Genomic DNA, 25,569 nt, shown 5'->3' on the forward strand with positions numbered 1-25,569 from the left:
TATCTTTGAAAAAAATATTGCCGAATGGATTTTACCAACCCCTGGTTTACGGAGTACCTTGTTTTATTGCTTTTATTCTATTGGAACTTACTTATAGTAAGACCCATGGCGACGACCATTTGTACGAATGGAAAGATTTGTTCGCCAGTGGAGCCATGGGTGTAGGTTCGGCCATTATCGGTCCACTGTTCAAGGTGGTTTTCGCCATTGTTCTTTTTACGGCAACTTTTGAGTTTTTTAATCCTGAAGTTGATGGGGTACGTACCAATCTCTTTGGACACAAGTCATTCGGTTATGCTTGGTGGGTATTTTTACTCTGCCAATTGGCCGATGATTTTACCTATTATTGGTTCCATAGGGCCAATCACGAGATACGGGTTTTGTGGGCCGCACATATCGTTCACCATTCCTCAGATAACTTTAATTTGGGCACCGCGGTTCGTAATGGATGGTTTACAATCCTATACAAGCCCTTGTTTTATATGTGGCTACCGGCGGTAGGATTTCCACCTGAAGTGGTGATGGTCTGTTTAGGCATAGAAGCCTTGTGGCAGTTTCAGTTGCATTCGGTCTATGTTCCCAAAATGGGAATCATTGAAAAAGTATTCAATACCCATACCATGCACCAGGTACATCATGCGCAGAATGTAGAATATCTCGACAAAAACCACGGGGGTTTTTGAACATTTTTGATAAGATTTTTGGTACTTGGAAGGAGTTGGATGATGATGTCGATGTGAAGTACGGCGTAATCCACCCACCAAAAAACTATAATCCCATAGAGATTTTGACCCATGAATACAAGGATATCTGGAAGGATGTAAAAAAGTCTCCCAAACTATACGATAAGTTCATGTATATTTTCGGCCCTCCGGGGTGGAGCCATGATGGAAGCACCATGACGGTAAAACAGCAGCAACGTCTGTTCGAGGAGCAGAAAAGAATGAACCCTGAATTGGTTTTTGAGCGGCCGAACTAAGAGATTAGCTCCGCGTCGACCATACCCCCCTATATAGCCCTTTTAAGAAGCTTTTTGATCTTCCTGTACATCCACCTTTTTTCGCAATTTCATGTTCAAAAATTCTATCAAAAGCGAAAAGGCTATGGCAAAATAGAGATACCCTTTGGGAATGGCACCGATTTCTTGACCAAAGATTTTGGTATGGCTTAGATGGGCCGCCTCGGCAATTAGCATAAAACCGATAAGAATTAGAAATGAGAGGGCTAAAAGCTGCATAGAAGGGTGCTTGTTAATGAACACCCGTATGGGATTGGCAAAGACCATCATAATAATTATGGATATCACCACGGCGATAATCATCAAAATCAAGGCGTCCATCGGGTCGTTTCCGATACCATTGGTCATACCGACCGCGGTAAGAATGGAATCTATGGAAAATATAAAGTCGATAATCACTATTTGAACGATTGCTTTGGAAAAGCTGGTAATTTTTTTGCGTCCAATTCATCTTTGTCATGCTCAGGCAATTCAACTTTTTCATGTATTTCAGATGTGCTTTTGTAGAGTAGAAATAGCCCCCCGAAGAAAAGAATCAAGGCTTGGCCACTTATGCCGGTGGTAAGCCAAGAAGTGTCGATATAATAAAAAGCATTTTTGAGCCCTATCAAAAAAGAAACGGCAAACAAGAGGATGATACGTTGTACCATGGCCAACAACAGTCCAATGTTGGTGGCCCTTTGCCGTTGGTTGTTTGGCAACTTGTTGGCTACAATGGATATGAACACAATATTGTCAATGCCAAGTACTATTTCAAGAAATGTCAATGTCAGTAGGGCGACCCAGGCATCTGGACTTGCGAAGATTTCAAACATAATTTGGTGGGTTTATAGGTTTATGTCTTGTAAAAAGAGTTTATAGTTTATGAGTTTTTGCGACATAAAAAGTACTTTTTTAGCTCACTGCTCACTGCTCACTGCTCACTGCTCACTGCTCACTCTAACGGCAGTTCCCTTCGATTTTTGCGTGCCCCCGACAATGTTGTACTCAAATGTATAAGAATTATCGGTGGTGGACAATATCTTGATATGAATTGATTTTTCTTCAGCCGCATTTTTTGGGTTGATCTTCTTGACAATGTATTCGCAATCATTGATCCAGCGTATGGATGATGTATCCGACTTTTGCTCGAAATAATCGATTTCAATTTCATCATTTCTCACAAAGGTGGTGGTTTTCTCTTGCCCATTAATTTCGGAGGTGAAGGTAAACTCACCATTTTTAAAGTCGGCGCAGTCCCTTTGGGGTTGATAGCAGGCAGATAGAAACAGTGACAACAAAAGGATACTGATTAAATTTCGCATAAGAGTACAAAATAAGGAAATTCACGGAGATCTTAGAACCGTTTTTCTGAATTCTTAACAATTATCTTCAGTATAAGACTTAAAACTACCGTCTGAATAAAAAACTATTATTTTTTCGATAGATTTTAGACCCTTGCCTTTCACGGGAATAGCTTTTTTTTGACCGGTATCTTTATCCGAAATAGGAGAGGAAGACAATTTTTCACTTACATCGGCAGGGAAGAAACCTTTTCCGTTCAAAAGCCAATATAGATTTACTTCGGGAAAGGTCTTTATCACTTTAAGCACAAATTCCAAACTAGGTTTGTTTCTTCCGGAAAGCAAATGGGAAATGGAGGAACGCTGCACTTGAATTTTATCGGCGAAGGCCGCGGCCGAAAGTCCATAATAATCGAACAATCGTTCCAGTCGCTTTATAAAATCCGAAGTGTTTACCATTGTAAAACTTAATATTCAAAAATAGGTAAAGGAAGCAGATTAATTACTAAAAATCATTGAAAAGTATCATTTTTATCCACCTTTTTTATTTAAGTAAAAGGTATTAAAATACTGATTTTAAATAATTTATACCTTTTAAAATTATCGATTATAAATTTTAAACCCTATAGATTACAAATGTGTACACTCACGGTCAAATTAAAATTATTTTTGTTTACAATAGTAAATTATATCATTTACAAATGTAATTTTAATAGATTGTATTTTTGTTCTTTCTAAATGTAATGCATGACTTTATCCGCGACCGAATATCTATCTGTTCAAGAAAAATCCGTCTCAGGGCGTTACGTAACTCATAGGCAGATAGCCGATTATTTGACCAAGATAGAGGCTGATTTTGACATCCAAGATGTGGGCAAATCCGTTCAAGGCAGAACCATACAAGCGATTAAATTAGGTACTGGTCCTAAAAAAGATTCTGATATGGTCGCAAATGCACGGTAATGAATCAACGACTACAAAGGCCGTTCTGGATTTTCTCAACTATTTCAAAGCTGAAAATCCGAGTCCCAACAAATGCTAGAGCAATGTAGTTTGGTTATTTTGCCAATGCTGAATCCTGATGGAGCGGAGGTTTATACCCGTGTCAATGCCAATAACGTAGATCTAAATAGAGATGCGCAAGAACGAACCCAGCCTGAAAGTCGAATATTGAGGCAAGTGTTCGAAGAATTCCGACCGGAGTACTGCTTTAATCTTCACGATCAGCGTACGATTTATAATGTCGGCGATACGAACAAACCGGCTACGGTTTCATTTTTATCCCCTGCGTTCGACATCGAAAGAAGTATATCGGTTTCACGAAAAAAAGTATGGCGTTGATTTATTATATGAATAAGGTACTTCAACAAGAGATTCCTGGTCATGTCGGGCGTTACGATGATGCCTTTAATCCCAATTGTGTCGGAGATACTTTTCAAATGCTCGAAACGCCTACGGTACTTTTTGAAGCGGGCCATTATCCTGGTGATTATCAAAGGGAAGAAACCCGAAAATTCATCCTTGCCGCATTGCTTACGGCATTGAAAACCTTGGCCAATAACATGCTCCACGAGTTTGAACCCGGTCTATATACTGAGATTCCTGAAAATAAAAAATTGTTTTATGATGTTATTGTGCGGAATGTCCACGTTATAAATGCTAACCTCAAATCAGATGATTCCATCGGGATATTATACAAAGAAATATTACAAGAAAAAACAATTCGATTTCAACCCGAAATTGAAAAAATCGCTAATCTTGATTCCCATTTCGGACACGAAGAATATGACTGCAAGAACCCTAGAAGTTTAGAGGACCTTAAAAACCAATCTTTCTGGGACCTAGTAAATCGTTGATTCTGAATTTATTGTTCCAAAATTAGCGAATCATTGCAGTTTCGTTAAAAAAATCATCCTTTTACTGAATTTAATTTCATAATTAGTTATTTTTGCCAAAAATAATTTGATTATGGGTAAAGTTAAACTGGATGAAATCGATCACCAGATTTTGGACTTGTTGATCGATAATACACGTACTCCGTTTACAGATATTGCAAAGAAACTTTTGATTTCTGCGGGTACGGTTCATGTTCGGGTAAAAAAGATGGAAGATGCCGGAATTATTCAAGGTTCATCGCTTACACTCGATTACATAAAGCTAGGGTATGCCTTCATTGCGTACGTTGGAATATTTTTAGAAAAGACACACCAGACCAAATTCGTTTTGGAACGTCTCAACCAGATACCCAATGTTACGATTGCCCACATCACTACGGGCAAGTTCAATATCTTTTGTAAGATTAGGGCCCGGGATACGAATCATGCCAAAAATATTATTTTTAAGATCGATGATATCGAAGGGGTCAGCCGAACCGAGACCATGATTTCGTTGGAAGAAAGCTTTAATGATAAAAAGCGTTTGATGCATACGATTTTCAATGAGATATAATAAGAAATGAATGAAACAAAATCCCGATCATATGGTATGGTTGGGATTTTTTATTGAAATCATGTAATAAAAATATATGAGAACATCAGAACTTCAGATTGCCGAGCCTTTTCCGTATTACAAAACGTATATCGATGTATTGGGAGATTGTGAATTGATGGATAAACTACAAAGACAAGTAAGCAATTTTCCAAAGTTCATCGAAAGTATTCCCGATTCAAAAATGGATTATGCCTATGCGGAAGGTAAATGGACAGTGGCAGAAGTATTACTGCACATCATCGATACAGAGCGTATCTTTCAATATAGGGCCTTACGCTTTTGTAGAGGGGACAAAACCCCGTTGCCTGGTTTTGATCAAGATGTTTTTATTTCAGGACTTAATGTAAAAAGGTATTCAAAAGAGAACATTATCGAAGAGTACAAGATTGTTCGAAAATCTACCATTGCGTTGTTCGCCAATCTAGATCGTAAAAGTCTGGAGAGTACGGGAATCGCAAGCCAATTGAACTGGAGTGTGGCCGCATTGGGTTTTGTGATCTGCGGGCATCAAAGACACCACCGCAACATTATTCGTGAGCGTTATCTATGAGTTCAATCAAGGTCTAACTCCTCTTCGAGATCAGACTCACTGCTCATATCGTACTCCATGCCATTGGAGTCGACTTCTTCCAATATGGGGTCGGTTTTAACTTCATCTTCAATTTCAAGCTCTTTTTCTATATTATCCTCAAAGTTGGAAATAAAATTGGCAAGACTTTTACTGATTTTTACTAGGTAAACGATATCGTTCGTCCTTAGCTCAACGGCTTCGACGATCTCACCTTGCAAATTTTTAAAGGCAATGATATCGTCGTCGCCATATCCATCGGGGTAGGTTTCGATCAATAAAGCGGCCAGTTCATGGTCAAGCTTTTTGTAATCCACAATTTTACGTAGCATAGTAGGTTATTTTTCTCGATTTCGGTCGAGTTGGTTCATGGTTCATTTGGGATACTCTAATAAATGTTCTAGGTACAGAACGTTAACTGATACCCAATCTATACATTTTTTAGATCAGTTTTCGCAAAGAGTTGTCAAATGGGCTTTTTAGTATATGAAACTAGAATTCGGCGTAGTAAGCAAAAGCTTCTTCGAACAGATTCTCAGGAACTTGAATATCTATTTGAGGATTCCCGATAGCTTCCAGAAGTACAAAATTGATATTCCCGTGGGAGTTTTTCTTATCAAACTTTAGAAGGGATAGTATTTTCGGGATGTCCATTTGTTCAAAGTCCACTTTTCCGTAGCGACTCGCAAAGACTTCTGAAATATCCGTCAAGGCTGCAGACGTAAGTCCCGTAAGTTTATGTGAAAGGTAGGCTTCGAGTATCATCCCAACAGCTATGGCTTCACCGTGCAAAAGAGTAGGGTGTGCTTCACTTTCCAAGAAATAAGATTCTATGGCATGCCCTAGGGTATGTCCGAAATTCAAAATTTTTCTAAGGCCTTGTTCCGTAGGGTCTTGCAATACGACCTTGTTTTTTATTTGGACGGAATCGTAGATCAAAGTGCCCAGGTTGCTAAAGTCATTCACTTTTTTTAATGCTTCCCAGTACGCTGCATCCTGTATGAGGCCATGTTTGAGCATTTCGGCAAATCCGCTTTGAAGCTGCCTCTGACCAAGTGTCTTTAAATAATCGGGTAGCACCATGACCATTACCGGTTGGTTGATTACGCCGATCTGGTTTTTCAAAGGTCCGAGATCTACACCGGTCTTCCCGCCGACCGAAGCGTCCACCATAGACAAAAGTGTAGTCGGTGTATTGATGAAATCGATGCCTCTTTTAAAGGTCGAGGCTACGAATCCGCCCAAGTCGGTAATAACGCCGCCGCCCAAATTGACCAAAAGACTTTTGCGGTCAGCATTTTGGTCGGATAATGCATTCCATACCGCTAGACATGTCTCAATATTTTTATGTGCTTCTCCTGATAGAATTTCGATTACTTCAATGGACTTCTTGGAATCAATAGATCCTAAAAAAATGGGTAGACAATGTCTTTTTGTATTCTCATCGACAAGAACGAAAATCTTGGAATACGCGGTTTGAGATAGATGCGCATTAAGTGCATCGGTCGCCGATTGGTTGAAATGAACAGCGTATGAAGTATTGCGAATAGATTGCATTAAAAATCGTTTTTAGCTTCCACCAAGACAGAAGACACCAAAGGTTTGAATACAAAATAAAGGTTATTTTTTCTTAAAGGAATACAATTAACGTCTTTATATTTGAATCTATAATTATTCAATAAAAATGGATCAAATTTTTGAGAATACCGCAACGGCATTTGCCTTGAAAACGGACTCCGAATTGGAACGGGCCTACTTTCTTTTCAAAATGATTGCAAATGAGCCTTTGGTACGCATGGGCACGGCGGTTACGAATTTTGCCATCAAAGCGCATCTTCCCGTAGAAGGTTTGATACGGGCTACCGTTTTCGATCATTTTTGTGGTGGTGTCAATGAAATGGACTGCATGCCCGTGGTAGACAAAATGTGGGAAAAAGGCGTTTGCTCCGTACTCGATTATTCCGTTGAAGGCAAGGATAGTGAAGATCCTTTGGACGATGCCCTGAACATGATTTTAAAAGTACTTGATTTCGTCAAGGAAAAAGAGGCGATACCTTTTGCAGTATTTAAACCCACAGGGTATGGCCGTTTTGAATTATTCAAGAAAATCGGAGCGGGTATAAAACTGACCTCTTCGGGACAATTGGAGTGGAATAGGGTAGTGGCCCGATTCGATAAGACCTGTAAAAAGGCACATGACCTTGATGTATCGCTGCTTATCGATGCTGAAGAAAGCTGGATGCAAGATGCTGCCGATCAACTGGTCGAAGATATGATGCGGAAATATAACAAGAACAAAGCCGTCGTTTTCAATACCCTACAGATGTACCGTTGGGACCGTCTTGACTACCTCAAAAAGTTACATCAACGCGCCAAGGAAGATGGTTTCAAGATCGGGATCAAAGTAGTGCGGGGCGCCTATATGGAAAAAGAAAACGAACGTGCCGAAGAAAAGGGATATCGAACCCCGATCTGTGCAACCAAAAAAGAAACGGACGAGAATTTCGACACTGCGGTGGCTTATATGGTAGAACATCTTGACATTATTTCGCTTTTCAACGGAACCCATAATGAGAGCAGTTGCTATTCCTTGATGAAGTTGATGAAAGACTACGGTATTTCGAACGAAGACCCACGTATCTGGTTTGGACAGTTGTTCGGAATGAGCGATCATATTTCTTTTAACCTTGCGGCCAAGGGCTACAACGTAGCCAAATATTTACCTTTTGGACCCGTGCGCGATGTGATGCCCTATCTAATACGAAGGGCGGAAGAAAATACTTCGGTAGCCGGGCAGACCAGTCGTGAGCTTTCCTTGCTCAAAAAGGAGCGAAAACGAAGGAAGATTTAGTGGGCAGTTTGCCGTAGTCAGTAGCAGTGGGCAGTGAAAAGTTTGGTTTATGTTAAAGGGTTGTCTCTTGATGGATGTCATGCCGAGCGGGGTCGAAGCACGGCCTAAGTGTTGAAGTTGTCTATGAGTCAACTGCTATTCAAAAACTAAATTGGCGATTACCGCTTTTTCTTGGCAATTTTCAACCTCCAAAACTGCTTCTTTGTTCTTTAATTCCCCTTCAATATAGTAAGTCTTACAGTCCGTGGATTTTGTGTCGCTGCTACCAAAATCTACATCTCCCTCATTTAGAAAATAAGCAATATCCACGGAGTCAATCTTTTTCTCTTGAATCATCCTATCTATTTCATAGGAATATTGCAAAGGTTTTGAACGTATGTCCTTCAAAGTTCTACAATTGGGAAAATAACAGAACGAGACGCCGGTTTCATCCGATTTCTTTTTCAGGAAGAAGGCAAGGAAAACAATACCGATGGAAAGTCCGAATAGATAAAATCCCAAACGTTTTAAAAAGGCCATGCGCAAAGTTACGAGTAAATGTAATGATTGTGTAATTGAAGAATAATAAAACCGTCATTAGAATATCAGAAAATTGATATCACTGTACTGAAGGTCGAACCATTCGCCGACCGATTTGTTGGTCAAAATACCGTGATACAAATAAAGGCCATTTCGCAGGCCCTTGTCGAAACGCAATGAATTTTCGAGGCCCCCGTCTTCGCCAAGTTTTAGTAGATAGGGCGTAAAAATGTTACTTATCGATATGGATGCTGTTTTCGGATATCGTGAAGGAATGTTCGGAACGGCATAATGAATGACCCCGAATTTTTCGCGGGTCGGTTTGGCATGTGTGGTAATCTCACTTGTTTCAAAACAGCCACCGGTATCAATGCTGACATCGATGATAACGGCTCCCTTTTTCATATGCTCGACCATGGTACTTGAAACGACCACAGGCGCACGATCTTTCCCCTTGTCGCCCCAATGGCTACATCGCAGCGTTTCAATGCCTTCAATAAGTTCTTGGGTTGAATGGTAGACGTATAAACCGTTTGTCTCAAATTCGATTGAATATTCCGGAGTTTGGTAATCGAATTGTCGAATATCTTGACATTGCCACCTAGACCTATGGCCGAGCGTGCCGCAAATTCCCCAACCGTGCCCGCGCCAATGATGACAACTTCTACAGGAGGCACCCCGCTAATGTTACCGAACATAAGGCCGTTGCCATTGTTGGTCTTCGACATGATTTCGGAGGCGATAAGTACGGAGGAAATCCCGGCAATTTCGCTTAACGATCTTACAGCGGGATATTTACCGTCCTCATCACGAATATATTCAAAAGCTATCGCGGTAATACGCTTTTTCGCCATGGCCTCGAAATAGGCCTTAGACTGGGTCTTGATCTGAAGTGCTGAGATAATCGTGGTCTGCGGATTGATCAATTCGATTTCCGCAAGGGTCGGGGGTTCTACTTTTAAGAGTAGGGGGCAACCAAAGACTTTTTTGGTATCGTTGGTGATTTCGGCTCCGGCTTCGGTATAATCCACATCCGAAAAATGGGCGCCTTCCCCTGCGCCGGATTCTATCAGTACACGATGCCCGTTTGATGTAATGGCATTTACGGCATCGGGTGTCAGGCAGATCCGTTTCTCTTGATATTGCTTTTCTTTGGGGATACCAATAAAAAGCTCTCCTTTTTGTTTTAGTACTTCAAGGGTTTCTTCTTGGGGCAGCAATTGTTGTTTGCTAAAGGGCGAACTCGGTTGATCCATAAAAAGATGTGTCAATTCCCACAAACGGGATAACGAAGTGATTTAAACATTTTGTATTTAAGCGAAAATTAAGGATTTTGTAACCATTTGAAGCCTTTTTTGAGATGCATAGCAGGGCTACGTAGCGAGAAAAAGACAAAAAATGGGTGCAAAAGACTAATTTTTTAGCAAATGGAAAATGTTTAAATCACTTCGACATCAAATTTACAATAATTTATGGAAGTTATACTTGGGGTAAGTTGTCAAAACAGTCTCTTAGGGAAACTAAAACTTTAGGTGGAACCAGTTTTGAAGGGTGTGCTGAAAATGCCGGAACTGATTTTCGAGATTTCCTGTTGAAAATAGGTAGTTTAATTTTTCGGTAAAGGGTAGGCCGTTTAGATTTATAGGGCCATCTTTATGTAGCTCTTTTTCGGAATTATTATTTTCTTGTTTTTTTCGAAGAGATTTCAGCTCAGCTTCCATAGCTTCAATATCAATACCGTGTACGTACCTATCGACCAATTTTATCCTAATTATATAGATAATAGGTATGATTACCATACATACAATTAAAAGATATTGTATTTCATTCTCATCGATTTTCTCAACATCCTCGCTAAAGACGCTATAGAACTGAAATGCATACATCGCAATGGGTATCAGAATGGCATGATACCACCACCTTTTACAGGTGATGAACCAGACAATTAAAAGAATTAAGGGAATGAGTTTACCGACGTAATAGTAGAAAGCAGTGGAAACATCCTTGTATCCATTTTCGGTAAAAGTAATTCCTAAAAAACTCCATTCTGTATCCGCGGTTAAAGGGACATATTTATACGAATAAAACAAGAGCGGTGTCATTGCGATTAGGAAAGCTAACAGCCCTTCAATAATTAACTTCTTTTTTATTTTTCTGTTGTCCGCCATAACTAAATAGCTAACTAAGAACGCAAAGAAATTATTGCAATAAAAAAGACACTTTCGATGTAAGTGCCTTTTTTATCTTTAAAAAGAAAGTTAAATGCTGTTTAACTGCTCCTTCTTGGGTCTTTGTCTGCTTCTTTCTTATCTATACCATTTTCATATAAATCTTCTTCAGAAGTATTGGGTTGACATGAGGCCGCAAGTAGGGTAGCGCTCGCCATAATCGCGAATAAGATTTTTCTAGTGTTCATTTTTTGGGGTTTTTAGTTAGATTTCTTACAAAATGTGTTACGAAAGTAAGAATAAAAAAGATTTAAAAATGCATTTCAACGTTAAAATTGAACATTTTATCCAAAAAAATATACACTTAATCCGATTTCTTACTTTTTAATCTTATGACACTAAAGGTAAACCTACAAAACCGAATTATAGTGATTGAAGAAAAGGTTCAAGCGATTTGAATGCTAAATATTGTGAAGTTCGATCTGGCGCGTTTGGGGGTCCAAAATCTTGATTTGGATATCCGTTCGTTTTTCGGGAAGAAACGATTCTATTTTTTCGGGCCATTCCATAAAGATCCAACAATCTTGGGCGAGATAATCTTCGAGTCCGAAATCCAAAGCTTCGGTCTCATCGTTCAGTCGATAAAAATCAAAATGATACCCGAGCAGCGAACCATCTTCAAAATGATATTCGTTTACGATACCAAAGGTAGGACTGTTGGCGGAACCTTGCCCGCCCAGTTCTTGAACCATTGTCTTTATCAACGTAGTTTTTCCGGCGCCCATTTGGCCATAGAAACATAAGATTTTTGTAGTACTTTTTTCCAGTAATTGCTTTACGGCAATAGCTATCTCGGTCTGGTTGTATTGGATTGGCATAGCATTGTGGATTTCATTCACTAAATCGATGCATCAAAGATATTATCTGGGCTCCAACACAACAAACGGAATAATCATCTCTTCCAAAGAAACGCCACCATGTTGATAGGTGTTACGGTAATAACTTACATAGTGGTTATAGTTATTGGGGTATGCAAAAAACAAATCGTTCTTGGCAAAAATAAAAGAGCTGCTCATATTAATACTGGGTAGATGTATGCTACGGGGATCCCGAGCTTCTAAAACATCCTTTTCTTCATAACTAAGACTTCGGCCCGTTTTGTACCTTAAATTGAGGCTCGTCTCTTTATCGCCGATTACTTTAGATGGATGTTTGACATTAATGGTGCCGTGATCCGTTGTAATGATCAATTTCATTCCCATAGCCTGCGCCTGTTGTATGATTTCTAACAAAGGAGAGTTCTTGAACCAGCTTTGGGTCAGAGAGCGATATGATTTATCGTTGGAGGCCAATTCTTTGATAACGTCCATTTCGGTTTTCGAATGCGAGAGCATGTCCACAAAGTTGTAGACGATGGCGGTCAAGTCATTGTCTTTTTGAGATCGAAAGTTTTGCGATAGGTGCTTCCCCTGTTTGAGGCTGCTAATTTTATGGTATTCCCACTTGATGTCGAGCCCAAGGCGCTTAATTTGCTCGCCCAGAAACTTGTCCTCGAACAGATTCTTTCCACCCTCATCGGTATCGTTCTTCCACCAATCAGGGTATTTCTTTTCCATATCCAAAGGTGTCAGCCCTGAAAAAATAGCATTCCTGGCATATTGCGTCGCTGTAGGAAGAATACTGAAATACGACTTTTCTTTGGTCTTTTTAAAAAAGGAACCTACCGTGTCCTCAAAGGCATACCATTGATCATATCTTAAATTATCGATAACGACCAGCAGGGTAGGAGTATCTTTTATTTCGGTAGTATCCACTCCTTGAAGAGTGTATGTGACATCACGGGGCCGTCATGGGAGTTGAACCAATCGGTATAGTTGTTGTCCACGAATTTCCCAAATTGAATATTAGCCTCGACCTTTTGGGATTCCAAAATTTCGAACATGCTGCCGTCCTCGATTTCTTCTAGTTGTAGTTCCCAATAAATTAATTTTTTATAGAGCTCCGTCCATTCATCAATGGTATTTACCATCGAAAGATCCATGGCAATTTTTCTGAATTCCTGTTGATAATTTGCGGTGGTTTTCTCGGAGACCAGTCTCGAATGATCCAAGTTTTTCTTAAGGGATAAAAGTATTTGATTCGGATTGACCGGTTTTATCAAATAATCTGCAATTTTAGAACCAATGGCCTCTTCCATGATAAACTCTTCCTCACTCTTGGTAATCATGACCACGGGAATGGAAGAGTCGATAATTTTTATCTCATTTAAAGTTTCCAATCCCGAAATACCAGGCATATTTTCATCTAGAAATACAATGTCGACCCGGGTATCGACTAGTTCTTCTAGAGCCTCTTGGCCACTTTTGCAAGTGATAACTTCATAGTTTTTCCCTTCGAGAAATAAGATGTGCGGCTTAAGCAAATCAATTTCATCGTCGACCCAAAGAATAGTTATTTTGTTCATTTATTATCTATTGTTATTAGGTTAAACGTTATTGGGTCAATAGGTAGGAATATATAAATACACAGTCGCCAAATAACTTTCAAAATGCTGTTCTTCTCCCCTTGTTGCTCGTACATTGTTTATCTTTACCAAAGTATAAAGACAAAGTATCCGCATTTTGACAACCTCTAAAAAGCTTAAAATTTTCAATGATCCAATTTACGGATTTATTAGAATACCCAATGCGCTTATTTTTGACTTGATCGCCCATCCTTACTTTCAAAGACTTCGCCGTATTTCGCAAATGGGACTTTCGTATTTGGTCTATCCGGGGGCACATCATACCCGGTTTCATCATGCCCTTGGCAGCATGCATCTGATGCAGCAAGCTATACAAATACTTCGTTTTAAGGGCATTACGATTGCTGAGGCTGAAGAAGAAGGGCTTTTATGTGCTATTTTGTTGCATGATATTGGGCATGGCCCATTTTCCCATGCCATGGAGCACAGCTTGGTTCACGGTATTTCACATGAGCAGATTTCCCTGCTTTTCATGCAAGAACTGAACCGTAGCTTTAACGGAAGTTTAACGCTTGCCATTGAAATCTTCGAAAGCAAATACCACAAAAAATTTCTGAACCAGCTTGTTTCGAGTCAATTGGATATGGATAGACTCGACTATCTCAAACGCGATAGTTTTTATACCGGGGTGGCAGAAGGTAATATTAATGCGGAGCGATTGATTACCATGTTAAATGTTGCAGAAGGAAATCTAGTGGTCGAAGAAAAGGGAATTTATTCCGTAGAAAAATTCTTGATGGCGCGAAGGTTTATGTATTGGCAGGTTTATTTACATAAAACAGGATTGGTCGCCGAACAGCTATTGATACGTATTTTGAAAAGGGCCAAGATGTTACTATCAGAGAAAAAGCCATTAGAATGTTCGGAAAACCTTCTTTTCTTCATTCGGCAAGATATTGGACTTCAGAACTTTGGTGTCGATGTGTTAAGAACTTTTGCAAAAATTGATGATGTTGATGTGCTTGCCGCTATTAAAAAATGGCAGGATCATCCTGATTTTGTCCTTTCACAATTGTGCCAGATGGTCCTAAATAGAAGGTTGTTGAACATTAAGCTAAAGAATAAGCCTATTGATACTGAAAAGTTTGAAAATCATTTTCAAAAATTCAAAATTGCCCACGGTCTTTCCGATGATGAAACGAGCTATTTTGTTTTTTCGGGAGTCATTGAAAATCAGGCCTATAATCGAGAAAACCAGAACATTAATATTTTACGCAAAACCGGAAAACTTACCGATGTTGCCAAAGCATCCGACCAACTGAATCTTAAGGCTCTTTCCAAAACGGTAACCAAGTATTATATGTGTTATCCCAAAGAATCTGTTTAACTATTTTTCTTACTTTTGTGCCCATGGTGTTCACAGCAGGTCAAATTGCGGGTATTTTAGAAGGTGAAGTAGAAGGAAATCCTGAGGTAGCCGTTCATAAACTCGCCAAAATCGAGGATGGCGAGATAGGCTCGTTGACCTTTTTGGCCAATCCAAAATACACCCCTTATATTTATAAAACAAAGGCCTCAATTACGATTGTCAATAAAGATTTTGTTCCTGAGCAAAATTTGCAGACCACCCTAATAAAGGTGGATGACCCCTACGAGTCTTTTTCAAAGTTATTGGAATACTACGATCAAGCAAAAAAAGCCAAGTCAGGTATAGAAGATCCCGTTTATAAATCGAATACGGCAAAGTACGGGTCGGATTTTTATCTTGGGGCATTCTCATATCTGGCAGAAAACGTTGAAATTGGGGATAACGTGAAAATATATCCCAATGTTTATATTGGCGATAACGTGACGATTGGAGATAATGTAGTGGTATTTGCCGGGGCGAAAATATATTCCGAATCGATAATCGGTAATAATTGCGTCATCCATAGCGGTGCCATTATCGGGGCTGATGGCTTCGGATTTTCACCTAGTAAAAATGGAACGTTCAATAAGATTCCCCAAACAGGTAACGTTATTTTGGAAGATGACGTAGATGTAGGCGCGGGCACTACCATTGATCGTGCGACCCTGGGTTCGACTATTCTTCGAAAAGGCGTAAAACTTGACAATCAGATTCAGATTGCACATAATGTAGAAATTGGTGAACACACTGTTATCGCAGCACAGACAGGCGTTGCGGGCTCTAGTAAAATAGGAAAACATTGCATGATTGGCGGACAAGTTGGAATTGTAGGCCATATTACGATAGGAGACAATGTTCGAATTCAGGCTCAATCGGGTATCGGAAGAAATGTTAAGGATGACGAAATACTACAAGGATCGCCCGCAATCAACTATGGCGATTACAACAAATCATATGTACACTTCAAAAATTTGCCTAAGATCGTAAATAGGATTAACGAATTGGATAAAAAGATTGACCTTGAACACAACCAAGACTAAACAGCGCACCATAGCCTCAGAAGTGACCTTAACAGGAGTAGGACTTCACACAGGTGAAAACGTTACTTTAAAGTTTGTTCCGGCACCGGTTAACCATGGCTATGCATTCAAAAGGGTGGACCTTGAGGGGGAACCCATCATTGAAGCCGACGCCAATTATGTGGTAAATACACAACGTGGTACCAATCTAGAAAAAGAGGGGTCAAGATTCAGACCTCCGAACATGTATTGGCCGCTTTGGTCGGTCTTGAAATCGATAACGTCCTTATCGAGTTGGATTCGCCAGAACCTCCTATTTTAGATGGTTCATCTAAGTTCTTTGTGGAGGCCTTGGAGAAAGCAGGAATTGTGGAGCAAGATGCATTTCGTGAAGAATACGTTGTTAAAGAAGTGATTTCGTACAAAGATGAAGACACGGGAAGCGAGATTACGGTGATACCTTCAGAAACATATCAAGTAACCGCGATGGTGGACTTCGGCACGAAAGTTTTGGGTACCCAAAATGCTACCTTGAACATACTTTCCGATTTCAAGAATGAAATCGCGGATGCCCGTACCTTTAGTTTTCTCCACGAATTGGAAATGCTTTTGGAAAATGGTCTGATAAAAGGTGGGGACCTAAATAACGCCATTGTATATGTGGATAAGGAAATTTCCGAAGCCACCATGAAAAAATTGGAAAAGGCATTCAAGAAGAAGAAATTATCGGTTAAGCCAAATGGTATTTTGGATAACCTGACCTTGCATCAACCGAATGAGGCGGCAAGGCATAAATTGTTGGATGTTATTGGAGACTTGGCCTTGGCAGGCACCAGAATTCGTGGCAAAGTTATCGCCAACAAACCCGGGCATTATGTAAATACACAGTTTGCCAAAAAATTGGCCAAGATTATAAAGACCGAAATGCGGAACAATGTTCCAAAATATGACTTGCACAAAGCACCTTTAATGGATATTGGCAAGATCATGTCAATGTTGCCACATCGGCCACCATTTTTGCTAGTCGATAAAATTTTGGAAATGTCGGACACGCATGTTGTTGGATTAAAGAACGTAACGATGAACGAACCGTTCTTTGTGGGGCATTTTCCGGGGGCACCTGTGATGCCGGGGGTTTTGCAGTTGGAAGCTATGGCCCAGACAGGCGGTATTTTAGTTTTGAGCACGGTTCCTGATCCGGATAACTATCTCACCTATTTGCTTAAAATCGACAACGTACGTTATAAGCATCAAGTTGTTCCTGGTGATACGTTGATCTTTAAATTAGATCTAATATCGCCGATTCGCAGAGGAATTTGCCAGATGCATGCTAAGGCCTATGCCAACGATAAGCTGGTTTCAGAGGCTGAAATAATGGCCCAGATAATAAAAGTAAAAGGAGATTAATGAACCAACCGCTAGCTTATATCCATCCCGGGGCGAAAATTGCAAAAAATGTTGTAGTCGAGCCGTTTACCACCATCCATAATAATGTGACCATCGGTGATGGTACTTGGATAGGTTCCAACGTAACCATTATGGAAGGGGCCCGAATCGGAAAAAACTGTAATATATTTCCCGGAGCTGTAATTTCGGCCCCTCCGCAGGACCTAAAATATAATGGCGAGGAAACGACGGTCACTATCGGAAACAACACGACGATTCGCGAATGTGCGACGATTCATAAAGGCACGTCCGATAGAAACAAAACCGTAATCGGGAAGAATTGTCTTATTATGGCATACTGTCACGTCGCCCATGATTGCATTGTTGGTAACAACTGTATTTTTTCTAATAATTCTACTTTGGCAGGCCATGTTACGATAGGTGACAATGTAATTTTGGCGGGACTCGTTGCCGTCCATCAATTTGTATCCATTGGTCAGCATGCCTTTGTTACGGGGGATCTCTGGTTAGAAAAGATGTTCCGCCTTATGTTAAGGCAGCACGTGAACCTTTGTCTTATGTCGGTATAAATTCCGTAGGGCTTAGAAGACGCGGTTATAAGTCGGAGAAAATCCGTGAAATTCAAAACATCTATCGCATTTTGTACCAAAAACATTATAACAATACCCAAGCAACCCAAATCATTGAGGCCGAAATGGAAGCGACGCCGGAGAGAGATGAGATTCTTCAATTCATAAGGGATTCGCAACGCGGTATCATGAAAGGATATTTTAGTAATAATTGATTTTCTTTATAGTGTACGGAAAAGTAGTTTTGACCTTAACTTGAAACATTAAACCTGAAACCTAAAAATGGCATCAACATCAGATATTAGAAAAGGACTATGCATTAGATACAACAATGATATTTATAAAATCATTGAATTTTTGCACGTAAAACCGGGTAAAGGCCCAGCATTTGTGAGAACCAAACTTAAAAGTGTGTCCAATGGTAAAGTTCTCGATAATACGTTTTCCGCCGGACATAAAATAGAGGATGTGCGCGTCGAAACCCGTTCGTATCAGTTTTTATATGCCGAAGGGGAGACCTATCATTTTATGAACACCGATGATTACAATCAAATTTCACTTCAAGAAACTGCTTTAGATGCACCGGGACTTTTAAAAGAAGGCGAAGTAGTGACCATTCTATTCAATACAGAAGACAGTATGCCACTATCCGTAGATATGCCCGCCAGTGTAGTATTGGAAATAACCTATACCGAACCCGGCGTAAAAGGCAATACCGCTACGAATGCAACTAAACCCGCAAAGGTTGAAACAGGCGCAGAAGTAAAAGTGCCCTTATTTATCAACGAAGGTGATAAAGTAAAGATTGACACGGCCAGCGGTTCTTATATGGAACGGGTCAATGATTGAGGTCTCGAAGAACCAATTCGTTTTTTATCTAGGATTTTGGTCATTATTCCATGAACATTTTAAATGAGATTTAGCACTCCCCATACCTTAAAGCAAGTTGCGACTATCATCGGTTGTGAACATGTGGGCAGTGATGATTTTCCCGTTTTGGGCATGAACGAAATTCATGTGGTGCAGGCCGGTGAAATTGTCTTCGTAGATCATCCCAAATATTATGACAAGGCACTAAAGTCAAAGGCGACCGTAATTTTGATAAATAAACAGGTGGATTGTCCAGAAGGAAAAGCCCTACTATTATCCGATGACCCTTTTCGTGATTTTAATAAATTGACGGTTTATTTCAGACCTTTTGAAAAATCCGAAGTTTCGATTTCGACTTCATCAATAATAGGACAAAATACTGTAATTCAACCAAATACATTTGTTGGAAACAATGTTGTAATCGGAGATAATTGTATCATACATTCCAATGTGTCCCTATACGACAATTGTATTATTGGTAATAATGTGACGATCCACTCAGGTTCAGTTTTGGGTTCTGATGCGTTTTACTATAAAAAACGTCTTGAAGGTTTTGATAAACTGATTTCGGGCGGAAGGGTCGTTTTGGAAGATGATGTTGAAATAGGTGCTTTGTGTACGATAGACAAGGGCGTTACGGGTGATACAACCATAAAAAAGGGCACCAAACTCGATAATCAAGTACATGTAGGACATGATACCGTGATCGGAGAAAAATGTTTGATCGCCTCCCAAACGGGTATAGCCGGATGTGTAGTCATAGAAGACGAAGTTACCCTTTGGGGCCAAGTGGGAACAAATAGCGGTATAACCATAGGAAAGAAAGCGGTGATTATGGGCCAGACGGGAGTTACCAAATCCGTCGCAGGTGGTAAAAGTTATTTCGGGACCCCGATAGAAGAGTCAAGGGAAAAGCTAAAACAATTGGCTTACATAAAAAAGATTCCATCCATATTGAAAAAACTTGAAGAATAATTAAACCGATTTCTTTAGAAATCCTTTGCAATCCCATATTTTTGCGCATATAACAAAACTTGAGATATTAGGATAAAAGAGACCTAAATATCCATTTAACTTAATAATGAATAACTGACCCATGAGCGTTTTAGTGAATAAGGATTCCAAAATTATAGTGCAAGGTTTTACAGGCAGTGAAGGAACCTTCCATGCCGAGCAAATGATAGAATACGGAACGAATGTTGTAGGCGGAGTGACGCCAGGCAAAGGTGGACAAGAACATTTAGGGAGACCAGTTTTCAATACCGTCGAGGAGGCGGTTGAAAAAGTAGGTGCCGACACAACGATTATTTTCGTGCCACCTGCTTTTGCCGCAGATGCGATCATGGAGGCCGCTGATGCTGGAATTAAAGTGATCATAACAATAACGGAAGGAATTCCCGTTGCCGATATGGTCAAGGCTTCGAATTATATCAAGGATAGAAATTGTAGATTGATAGGTCCAAACTGTCCGGGTGTAATTACTCCCGGAGAAGCCAAGGTTGGGATCATGCCAGGCTTTGTGTTCAAAAAAGGAAATGTTGGTATTGTTTCAAAGTCAGGTACTTTGACCTATGAGGCAGCCGATCAGGTGGTACGACAGGGTTTAGGAATCACTACTGCCATTGGTATCGGAGGAGACCCGATTATAGGGACTACCACCAAAGAAGCCGTTGAATTATTGATAAATGACCCTGAAACGGAATGTGTGGTTATGATCGGCGAAATCGGCGGTCAGTTAGAAGCCGATGCCGCAAAGTGGTACAAAGCCAGCGGAAGCAAAAGCCGGTGGTCGGATTTATCGCCGGAGAAACTGCACCTGCGGGAAGAACTATGGGACATGCCGGAGCGATCGTAGGCGGAAGTGATGATACCGCCCAAGCCAAAAAGAAAATTATGCGAGAACATGGTATTCATGTGGTGGATTCACCAGCTGAAATAGGAAAAAAAGTAAAAGAAGTCATGGGATAATACCCTGTTAAAACAATTGTAAAATCCCGTATTCAGCGGGATTTTTTTAGCCATTAATTGAAACAAAACTTATATTTGAGGTAAAACCGACTAAAGACGAATCGATGAAACTTCTAGAAGGACAAAATGTTATCATTACAGGAGCAAGTAGGGGTATAGGAATGGGCATAGCTCAAGTATTTGCAAACCATGGCGCAAATGTGGCATTTACCTATAGTTCGAGCGAGGCACCGGCCTTGGCCTTGGAAAAAGAGCTCACTGAAAAGGGAGTGAAAGCAAAGGCATATAAGAGTAATGCAGCGAGTTTCACGGATGCCGAAAAATTGGTCGAGCAAGTTTTAGAGGATTTTGGCGGAATCGATGTCTTGATTAACAACGCAGGTATCACCAAGGACAATTTGTTGATGCGTATGGCCGAAGAAGATTTTGATTCCGTAATCGAGATCAATCTAAAGTCTGTTTTTAATATGACCAAGGCGGTTCAGCGAACCATGCTAAAACAACGAAAAGGATCTATTATCAATATGAGCAGCGTGGTGGGGGTCAAGGGTAATGCCGGACAGACCAATTACGCGGCCTCGAAGGCCGGTATGATTGGGTTCACGAAATCGGTCGCTTTGGAACTGGGTTCAAGAAACATTCGTTGCAATGCCATAGCCCCTGGATTCATCGAAACGGAAATGACTGCTAAATTAGACGAAAAGACCGTTCAAAGCTGGCGTGACGGTATTCCTTTGAAAAGAGGAGGTTCGCCCGAAGATATTGCCAATGCCTGCTTATTCTTTGCTTCTGATCTATCCAGTTACGTGACTGGGCAAGTTTTGAATGTTGATGGAGGAATGCTTACCTAATACCGAGTTGTTCGCTAGTGGCATACAGATTAAAACATTACTCGGTCTACACTTAAATTGACAATACCTTTATGGAAACCCGTACAATCCTACTTATCATCGCTGCGGTAATCGTGGCCTTGGGGATTGTAATTTTTCAGTACTTTTACCGTACCAAAAAAAGAGGTAATCTCTCTGTCATACTTTCTTTTCTTAGGTTTATCGCGCTGTTCGGTCTGTTTTTACTCTTGATCAATCCGAAGTTTACGAGACAAACATATACCCTCGAAAAACCAAATCTGATTTTACTTTCCGATAACTCCTCGTCCGTTGCAAAGGAGAAGGATGTTCTGTCGGACGTTACGAATTCATTAATGGCAAACAAAAGTATATCCGATCAGTTTGAGGTGGAGACCTATAGCTTTTCCAACATTCTCAAAAATTCGGATAGCTTGAGTTTTTCAGGGAGGAATACCAATATCACCGGAGCCCTTTCATCATTATATGATATTTATGCGAATTCCAATACAGCGATAGTTCTGCTATCGGATGGAAATCAGACACTTGGCCAAGATTATGCATTTTACGAAAGAGATAATAAGATGCCGGTTTTCCCCGTGGTATTGGGCGATACCACTCAATATGAAGATGTGCGTATAGACCAGGTCAATGCGAACCGTTATGCTTTTTTGAAAAATAAGTTTCCAATTGAGATCTACGTTGCCTATAATGGGGAGCGCAATATCACGTCAAACGTATCTATTTCCATCGACGGAAAACAGGTTCATCAAGAGCGGGTTAACCTTTCGAACCAAAACAATTCCAAAATTCTGAATACGTTGTTAGAGGCCAGTTCTGTAGGACCAAAATCGATTCAAGTAGTAGTTTCACAGGTGGATAATGAGCGAAATACGTTAAACAATAAGAAAAATATCGCCGTTGAAGTCATCGATGAGAAAACCAATGTAGCCATTATTTCCGATATGTTGCATCCCGATATCGGTGCCCTCACAAAGGCCATTGAAAGTAATGAGCAGCGATCGGTTTCGGTTTTGAACCCGAAAGTATCCGCAAAAGAATTGGATGATGTTGACCTTTTTATTTTATATCAACCCAATGCTTCTTTCAACGGGGTATACGATTACATTAAAAAAAGAAATGCCAATTCGTTCACAGTATGTGGCACACATACAGATTGGAATTTCTTGAGCAGGGTTCAAACAAAATATGATTTCGAGGACAACGGAATCGTTCAAGAAGTTTCACCACAATTGAATTCAGGTTTTACGAAGTATGACATTTCAGAAATCTCTTTTCAGGCATACCCACCCCTCAATAGTGATGGTGGACTTGTTGGTAGTTATGGTGGATTGGATGTTTTGATGAATATGAAGATACGGGGAGCCGAAATGAGAAGCCCACTAATGTTCGTGGCCCAGAATAATATCCAAAAAGAGGCTTTCGTTTTTGGTGAAAACCTTTGGAAATGGAGAATGCAAAGTTATCGCGAGCATCAGGACTTCAAAAATTTTGATGATTTTGTTGGAAAGTTGGTACTGTATCTGTCCGACAACAAATCAAAGGAACGACTGCAACTTGATTACGAATCAATTTATGAAGGAAGTAACAGTGCCAAAATTTCAGCTAGCTATTTCGATGAAGCTTTTGTATTTGATTCCAATGCTAATCTTTCCATAAAACTAAAGGGAACCGATGATGAGGTTTCAAAAGAAATTCCCATGCTGTTAAAAGGAACTTATTACGAAGTAAATCTAGCTGGTCTTGAAGCGGGCAAGTACAATTTTACGGTAACTGAAAAAAGCGAGAACCGTTCGAAATCAGGAAGTTTTACCATTCTCGATTTTGACATTGAACAACAGTTTGCATCAAGTGAATACAAAAAATTGGGATTATTGGCGAACAACACGGGGGGGACATTATTTTTCCCATCCCAGATAGACTCCCTGATTCAATTTGTAAAAAATGATGAGCGCTTTAGACCAATACAGCGAGGCGCTGAAAATGTCGTATCTTTAATCGATTTCCGATGGCTGTTGGGTATAATTACAGCTGCACTTGCCCTTGAATGGTTTATCAGAAAATATAACGGACTAATCTAAAACACTATACAAAATGGACAAATTACCAAAAATTGCATTACCAGTGATATTCGTATTGATCGCGCTGGTTATTTTAATATCTAAATCCGCTGTCACCATTGGATCGGGTGAAGCGGGCGTACTTTATAAGACCTTTGGAGGCGGTGTCGTGACCGACGAACCACCTATGGGAGAAGGCTTTCATATTGTGGCACCATGGAACAAGGTTTTTATTTACGAAGTACGTCAGCAAGAAGTATTTGAGAAAATGCAAGTATTGTCATCCAACGGCTTGGAGATTAAATTAGACGCTTCCGCATGGTTCGAACCAAAACGGGAATTTCTGGGAAAATTGCATCAAGAGAAGGGCACTGAATATATTCAACGAGTGTTGCTACCCACAATTCGTTCCGCTGCTCGAAGCGTTGTTGGCCGGTATACCCCAGAACAATTATATTCAAGTAAGAGAGATGCGATTCAAGCTGAGATTTTCGAGGAAACCAAAAAAATTGTGGATGGCCAATATATTCAACTGAACGAAGTATTGGTGCGAGATGTTACCTTGCCCGCAACCATTAAGGAGGCTATAGAACGTAAGTTGAAACAGGAACAGGAATCATTGGAATACGAATTTCGCCTTGTCACCGCACAAAAGGAAGCTGAAAAAGTTACTATCGAGGCACAAGGTAAGGCCGACGCGAATAGAATTTTAAGCGCGTCCTTGACCGATAAAATTCTTCAAGACAAAGGCATCGACGCCACCTTGGAGCTATCGAAATCTCCTAATGCTAAAGTCGTTATCGTAGGAGGTGGAGAAGCTGGTCTACCTCTTATTTTGGGCAATAACTAATCCCTATCAGGTCGAGCATAGTTCAGACCTATCTATAAAAAGAGATATTTAGCTTTTGAGAATTGAAAATAAGTTTTACATTTACACCATAATGAGAAAGAACAATACACATCATCATTTTTACCACTGCGCTCAAGCGAGGTAAAAATGTATTGTAGTATTACAACATAATTTACGACCCGTTTGAGAAATCAAGCGGGTTTTTTAATTAGTATGTTTACTGTCATTCCCACGAAGGTGGGAATCTGTTGAAAATTATTATGAGATTTCCCTCTTCAGGGAAATGACAATAAAATTAGTTTTATGAAAATAAGAATAGCCATACAGAAGTCCGGGAGGCTCAATGAAGATTCGCTCAAAATCTTAAAAGATTGCGGCATCTCCATCGACAATGGAAAAGATCAGTTGAAAGCCAATTCCAGAAACTTTCCACTGGAAGTCTTTTACCTCCGTAACGGCGATATTCCACAATACCTGAGAGATGGCGTAGTTGATATTGCCATTATTGGCGAAAATGTTTTGATAGAGAAAGGAGAAGATATCGAAGTTGCGGAAAAGTTAGGCTTTTCAAAATGTAAAGTTTCGTTAGCCGTGCCGAAGTCAGTAAAATATGATTCGGTCAAAGATTTTGAAGGAAAACGTATTGCAACAAGTTATCCGAATACGGTGCGGAACTATTTGGAGAAAAAAGGAGTTAAGGCAGATTTGCACATCATTAGCGGTTCAGTAGAGATTGCTCCTAATATTGGTCTGGCCGATGCCATTTGTGATATCGTTTCCAGCGGAAGTACCCTTTTTAAAAATAACCTGAAGGAAGTCGAGGTCATGTTGAAGAGTGAGGCGGTCTTGGCCGTTTCCCCAAAAATATCCGAAGAAAGAAGGGCAGTACTAAAGAAAATACAGTTTAGGATAAAGTCCGTGTTACAGGCGCGACAATCAAAATATGTGTTGATGAACGCCCCAAATGACAAATTGGACGCGATTCTTGAATTGTTGCCGGGAATGCGCAGTCCCACAGTGTTGCCACTGGCCGAAGAAGGTTGGAGTTCGGTACACACTGTAATCAATCAGGACAAATTTTGGGAGGTCATAGACGAGTTAAAACAAGCAGGGGCTGAAGGTATTTTAGTATGCCCAATTGAGAAAATGGTACTCTAACTAATTTCTTGTCATTCCCGCGTAGGCGGG

General features: G+C 40.2%; 24 protein-coding genes and 6 pseudogenes. 19 read left to right on the forward strand and 11 right to left on the reverse strand.

The features are described from left to right. The first annotated feature begins 5 nt into the window (after positions 1 to 5). Positions 6 to 683 (forward strand): sterol desaturase family protein, encoded by a 678-nt coding sequence (locus N8A86_RS18420; RefSeq protein WP_430682168.1) that lies wholly within the window; start codon positions 6 to 8, stop codon positions 681 to 683. Then, positions 680 to 979 carry a hypothetical protein gene (locus N8A86_RS22090; RefSeq protein ID WP_430682169.1) on the forward strand — a complete coding sequence of 100 codons (300 nt, stop codon included), beginning with the start codon at positions 680 to 682 and terminating at the stop codon, positions 977 to 979. The genes N8A86_RS18420 and N8A86_RS22090 overlap by 4 nt, the downstream gene beginning before the upstream one ends. Positions 980 to 1,021: 42 nt before the next feature. Here the strand turns inward: N8A86_RS22090 and N8A86_RS18425 are convergent. The 3 genes and pseudogenes from N8A86_RS18425 to N8A86_RS18435 all read right to left on the reverse strand — a co-directional run bounded on the left by N8A86_RS18425 (position 1,022) and on the right by N8A86_RS18435 (position 2,760). Continuing rightward, positions 1,022 to 1,833: pseudogene (locus N8A86_RS18425) on the reverse strand (TerC family protein). A gap of 105 nt (positions 1,834 to 1,938) precedes the next feature. Next, positions 1,939 to 2,322: a DNA topoisomerase IV gene (locus tag N8A86_RS18430; RefSeq protein WP_273566705.1), complete on the reverse strand. Its 384-nt coding sequence runs from the start codon at positions 2,320 to 2,322 to the stop codon at positions 1,939 to 1,941. A 54-nt stretch (positions 2,323 to 2,376) separates the two neighbouring features. Next, positions 2,377 to 2,760: a helix-turn-helix transcriptional regulator gene (locus N8A86_RS18435; RefSeq protein WP_273566706.1), complete on the reverse strand. Its 384-nt coding sequence runs from the start codon at positions 2,758 to 2,760 to the stop codon at positions 2,377 to 2,379. A gap of 288 nt (positions 2,761 to 3,048) precedes the next feature. On the opposite strand from N8A86_RS18435, the gene N8A86_RS18440 reads away from it, so the two are divergent. From N8A86_RS18440 to N8A86_RS18460, 5 genes are all read left to right on the forward strand, one after another. Next, positions 3,049 to 3,264, forward strand: a complete 216-nt coding sequence (locus tag N8A86_RS18440) for a M14 family metallopeptidase (RefSeq protein ID WP_273566707.1) — start codon at positions 3,049 to 3,051, stop codon at positions 3,262 to 3,264. A gap of 72 nt (positions 3,265 to 3,336) precedes the next feature. Continuing rightward, complete coding sequence (locus N8A86_RS18445; RefSeq protein WP_273566708.1) at positions 3,337 to 3,642, forward strand: M14 family metallopeptidase; 306 nt, start codon at positions 3,337 to 3,339, stop codon at positions 3,640 to 3,642. Then, positions 3,633 to 4,157, forward strand: a complete 525-nt coding sequence (locus N8A86_RS18450) for a M14 family metallopeptidase (RefSeq protein WP_273566709.1) — start codon at positions 3,633 to 3,635, stop codon at positions 4,155 to 4,157. The genes N8A86_RS18445 and N8A86_RS18450 overlap by 10 nt, the downstream gene beginning before the upstream one ends. Before the next feature lie 112 nt (positions 4,158 to 4,269). Beyond that, entirely contained in the window at positions 4,270 to 4,749 is a 480-nt protein-coding gene (locus N8A86_RS18455; protein WP_273566710.1) for an Lrp/AsnC family transcriptional regulator, read from the forward strand. Positions 4,750 to 4,825: 76 nt separating this feature from the next. Further along, on the forward strand, positions 4,826 to 5,341 hold the full coding sequence (locus N8A86_RS18460) for a DinB family protein (protein WP_273566711.1): 516 nt from the start codon (positions 4,826 to 4,828) through the stop codon (positions 5,339 to 5,341). Positions 5,342 to 5,343: 2 nt separating this feature from the next. Here N8A86_RS18460 and N8A86_RS18465 read toward each other — a convergent pair whose 3' ends face one another. Together N8A86_RS18465 and aroB are read right to left on the reverse strand one after the other, a co-directional pair. Next, the gene (locus N8A86_RS18465) at positions 5,344 to 5,691 is read right to left on the reverse strand and encodes a hypothetical protein (protein ID WP_273566712.1); all 348 of its coding nucleotides are present in this window, start codon (positions 5,689 to 5,691) and stop codon (positions 5,344 to 5,346) included. Between the two features lie 160 nt (positions 5,692 to 5,851). Continuing rightward, the gene (gene aroB, locus N8A86_RS18470; protein ID WP_273566713.1) at positions 5,852 to 6,916 is read right to left on the reverse strand and encodes a 3-dehydroquinate synthase; all 1,065 of its coding nucleotides are present in this window, start codon (positions 6,914 to 6,916) and stop codon (positions 5,852 to 5,854) included. A gap of 127 nt (positions 6,917 to 7,043) precedes the next feature. On the opposite strand from aroB, the gene N8A86_RS18475 reads away from it, so the two are divergent. Next, complete coding sequence (locus tag N8A86_RS18475; RefSeq protein ID WP_273566714.1) at positions 7,044 to 8,210, forward strand: proline dehydrogenase family protein; 1,167 nt, start codon at positions 7,044 to 7,046, stop codon at positions 8,208 to 8,210. A gap of 135 nt (positions 8,211 to 8,345) precedes the next feature. Here the strand turns inward: N8A86_RS18475 and N8A86_RS18480 are convergent, their stop codons facing one another. The 6 genes and pseudogenes from N8A86_RS18480 to porX all read right to left on the reverse strand — a co-directional run bounded on the left by N8A86_RS18480 (position 8,346) and on the right by porX (position 13,361). Then, positions 8,346 to 8,729 (reverse strand): DUF4258 domain-containing protein, encoded by a 384-nt coding sequence (locus N8A86_RS18480; protein WP_273566715.1) that lies wholly within the window; start codon positions 8,727 to 8,729, stop codon positions 8,346 to 8,348. 57 nt (positions 8,730 to 8,786) lie between these two features. Then, positions 8,787 to 9,985 (reverse strand): annotated as a pseudogene (locus N8A86_RS18485) (alanine dehydrogenase). Between the two features lie 264 nt (positions 9,986 to 10,249). Next, a complete protein-coding gene (locus N8A86_RS18490; protein WP_273566716.1) occupies positions 10,250 to 10,897 on the reverse strand; it encodes a hypothetical protein in 648 nt (215 codons plus the stop codon). A gap of 101 nt (positions 10,898 to 10,998) precedes the next feature. Beyond that, the gene (locus N8A86_RS18495) at positions 10,999 to 11,145 is read right to left on the reverse strand and encodes a hypothetical protein (protein ID WP_273566717.1); all 147 of its coding nucleotides are present in this window, start codon (positions 11,143 to 11,145) and stop codon (positions 10,999 to 11,001) included. A 213-nt stretch (positions 11,146 to 11,358) separates the two neighbouring features. Further along, on the reverse strand, positions 11,359 to 11,775 hold the full coding sequence (tsaE, locus tag N8A86_RS18500) for a tRNA (adenosine(37)-N6)-threonylcarbamoyltransferase complex ATPase subunit type 1 TsaE (RefSeq protein WP_273566718.1): 417 nt from the start codon (positions 11,773 to 11,775) through the stop codon (positions 11,359 to 11,361). 42 nt (positions 11,776 to 11,817) lie between these two features. Next, positions 11,818 to 13,361, reverse strand: a pseudogene (gene porX, locus N8A86_RS18505) (T9SS response regulator signal transducer PorX). Positions 13,362 to 13,518: 157 nt separating this feature from the next. Between porX and N8A86_RS18510 the strand changes: the two are divergent. From N8A86_RS18510 to hisG, 11 genes and pseudogenes are all read left to right on the forward strand, one after another. Then, positions 13,519 to 14,748, forward strand: a complete 1,230-nt coding sequence (locus tag N8A86_RS18510; protein ID WP_273566719.1) for an HD domain-containing protein — start codon at positions 13,519 to 13,521, stop codon at positions 14,746 to 14,748. Positions 14,749 to 14,771: 23 nt separating this feature from the next. Beyond that, positions 14,772 to 15,809 carry a UDP-3-O-(3-hydroxymyristoyl)glucosamine N-acyltransferase gene (lpxD, locus tag N8A86_RS18515; RefSeq protein WP_273566720.1) on the forward strand — a complete coding sequence of 346 codons (1,038 nt, stop codon included), beginning with the start codon at positions 14,772 to 14,774 and terminating at the stop codon, positions 15,807 to 15,809. After that, positions 15,790 to 17,195: pseudogene (locus N8A86_RS18520) on the forward strand (bifunctional UDP-3-O-[3-hydroxymyristoyl] N-acetylglucosamine deacetylase/3-hydroxyacyl-ACP dehydratase). Before lpxD ends, N8A86_RS18520 begins: the two are co-directional and overlap by 20 nt. Beyond that, positions 17,195 to 17,979, forward strand: a pseudogene (gene lpxA / locus N8A86_RS18525) (acyl-ACP--UDP-N-acetylglucosamine O-acyltransferase). Before N8A86_RS18520 ends, lpxA begins: the two co-directional pseudogenes overlap by 1 nt. Before the next feature lie 67 nt (positions 17,980 to 18,046). Then, positions 18,047 to 18,613: an elongation factor P gene (gene efp / locus N8A86_RS18530; protein WP_273566721.1), complete on the forward strand. Its 567-nt coding sequence runs from the start codon at positions 18,047 to 18,049 to the stop codon at positions 18,611 to 18,613. Between the two features lie 63 nt (positions 18,614 to 18,676). After that, complete coding sequence (locus N8A86_RS18535; RefSeq protein ID WP_273566722.1) at positions 18,677 to 19,609, forward strand: UDP-3-O-(3-hydroxymyristoyl)glucosamine N-acyltransferase; 933 nt, start codon at positions 18,677 to 18,679, stop codon at positions 19,607 to 19,609. A gap of 121 nt (positions 19,610 to 19,730) precedes the next feature. After that, positions 19,731 to 20,602, forward strand: a pseudogene (gene sucD, locus N8A86_RS18540) (succinate--CoA ligase subunit alpha). 104 nt (positions 20,603 to 20,706) lie between these two features. Next, the gene (gene fabG / locus N8A86_RS18545) at positions 20,707 to 21,453 is read left to right on the forward strand and encodes a 3-oxoacyl-[acyl-carrier-protein] reductase (protein ID WP_273566723.1); all 747 of its coding nucleotides are present in this window, start codon (positions 20,707 to 20,709) and stop codon (positions 21,451 to 21,453) included. A gap of 71 nt (positions 21,454 to 21,524) precedes the next feature. Beyond that, positions 21,525 to 23,552 carry a VWA domain-containing protein gene (locus tag N8A86_RS18550; RefSeq protein WP_273566724.1) on the forward strand — a complete coding sequence of 676 codons (2,028 nt, stop codon included), beginning with the start codon at positions 21,525 to 21,527 and terminating at the stop codon, positions 23,550 to 23,552. Between the two features lie 13 nt (positions 23,553 to 23,565). Next, positions 23,566 to 24,381, forward strand: a complete 816-nt coding sequence (locus N8A86_RS18555) for a prohibitin family protein (protein ID WP_273566725.1) — start codon at positions 23,566 to 23,568, stop codon at positions 24,379 to 24,381. A 303-nt stretch (positions 24,382 to 24,684) separates the two neighbouring features. Further along, positions 24,685 to 25,539, forward strand: a complete 855-nt coding sequence (gene hisG, locus N8A86_RS18560; RefSeq protein WP_273566726.1) for an ATP phosphoribosyltransferase — start codon at positions 24,685 to 24,687, stop codon at positions 25,537 to 25,539. Positions 25,540 to 25,569: the final 30 nt, after the last annotated feature.

The organism is Maribacter halichondriae, assembly GCF_027474825.1.
Taxonomy (GTDB): Bacteria; Bacteroidota; Bacteroidia; order Flavobacteriales; family Flavobacteriaceae; genus Meishania; species Meishania halichondriae.

What these genes read in the sequence shown, in the direction of transcription:
- N8A86_RS18430 (WP_273566705.1), bottom strand. Translation starts at nt 2,322, where the DNA reads ATGCGAAATTTAATCAGTATCCTTTTGTTGTCACTGTTTCTATCTGCC.
- N8A86_RS18435 (WP_273566706.1), bottom strand. Translation starts at nt 2,760, where the DNA reads ATGGTAAACACTTCGGATTTTATAAAGCGACTGGAACGATTGTTCGAT.
- N8A86_RS18440 (WP_273566707.1), top strand. Translation starts at nt 3,049, where the DNA reads ATGACTTTATCCGCGACCGAATATCTATCTGTTCAAGAAAAATCCGTC.
- N8A86_RS18445 (WP_273566708.1), top strand. Translation starts at nt 3,337, where the DNA reads ATGCTAGAGCAATGTAGTTTGGTTATTTTGCCAATGCTGAATCCTGAT.
- N8A86_RS18450 (WP_273566709.1), top strand. Translation starts at nt 3,633, where the DNA reads ATGGCGTTGATTTATTATATGAATAAGGTACTTCAACAAGAGATTCCT.
- N8A86_RS18455 (WP_273566710.1), top strand. Translation starts at nt 4,270, where the DNA reads ATGGGTAAAGTTAAACTGGATGAAATCGATCACCAGATTTTGGACTTG.
- N8A86_RS18460 (WP_273566711.1), top strand. Translation starts at nt 4,826, where the DNA reads ATGAGAACATCAGAACTTCAGATTGCCGAGCCTTTTCCGTATTACAAA.
- N8A86_RS18465 (WP_273566712.1), bottom strand. Translation starts at nt 5,691, where the DNA reads ATGCTACGTAAAATTGTGGATTACAAAAAGCTTGACCATGAACTGGCC.
- aroB (WP_273566713.1), bottom strand. Translation starts at nt 6,916, where the DNA reads ATGCAATCTATTCGCAATACTTCATACGCTGTTCATTTCAACCAATCG.
- N8A86_RS18475 (WP_273566714.1), top strand. Translation starts at nt 7,044, where the DNA reads ATGGATCAAATTTTTGAGAATACCGCAACGGCATTTGCCTTGAAAACG.
- N8A86_RS18480 (WP_273566715.1), bottom strand. Translation starts at nt 8,729, where the DNA reads ATGGCCTTTTTAAAACGTTTGGGATTTTATCTATTCGGACTTTCCATC.
- N8A86_RS18490 (WP_273566716.1), bottom strand. Translation starts at nt 10,897, where the DNA reads ATGGCGGACAACAGAAAAATAAAAAAGAAGTTAATTATTGAAGGGCTG.
- N8A86_RS18495 (WP_273566717.1), bottom strand. Translation starts at nt 11,145, where the DNA reads ATGAACACTAGAAAAATCTTATTCGCGATTATGGCGAGCGCTACCCTA.
- tsaE (WP_273566718.1), bottom strand. Translation starts at nt 11,775, where the DNA reads ATGCCAATCCAATACAACCAGACCGAGATAGCTATTGCCGTAAAGCAA.
- lpxD (WP_273566720.1), top strand. Translation starts at nt 14,772, where the DNA reads ATGGTGTTCACAGCAGGTCAAATTGCGGGTATTTTAGAAGGTGAAGTA.
- efp (WP_273566721.1), top strand. Translation starts at nt 18,047, where the DNA reads ATGGCATCAACATCAGATATTAGAAAAGGACTATGCATTAGATACAAC.
- N8A86_RS18535 (WP_273566722.1), top strand. Translation starts at nt 18,677, where the DNA reads ATGAGATTTAGCACTCCCCATACCTTAAAGCAAGTTGCGACTATCATC.
- fabG (WP_273566723.1), top strand. Translation starts at nt 20,707, where the DNA reads ATGAAACTTCTAGAAGGACAAAATGTTATCATTACAGGAGCAAGTAGG.
- N8A86_RS18550 (WP_273566724.1), top strand. Translation starts at nt 21,525, where the DNA reads ATGGAAACCCGTACAATCCTACTTATCATCGCTGCGGTAATCGTGGCC.
- N8A86_RS18555 (WP_273566725.1), top strand. Translation starts at nt 23,566, where the DNA reads ATGGACAAATTACCAAAAATTGCATTACCAGTGATATTCGTATTGATC.
- hisG (WP_273566726.1), top strand. Translation starts at nt 24,685, where the DNA reads ATGAAAATAAGAATAGCCATACAGAAGTCCGGGAGGCTCAATGAAGAT.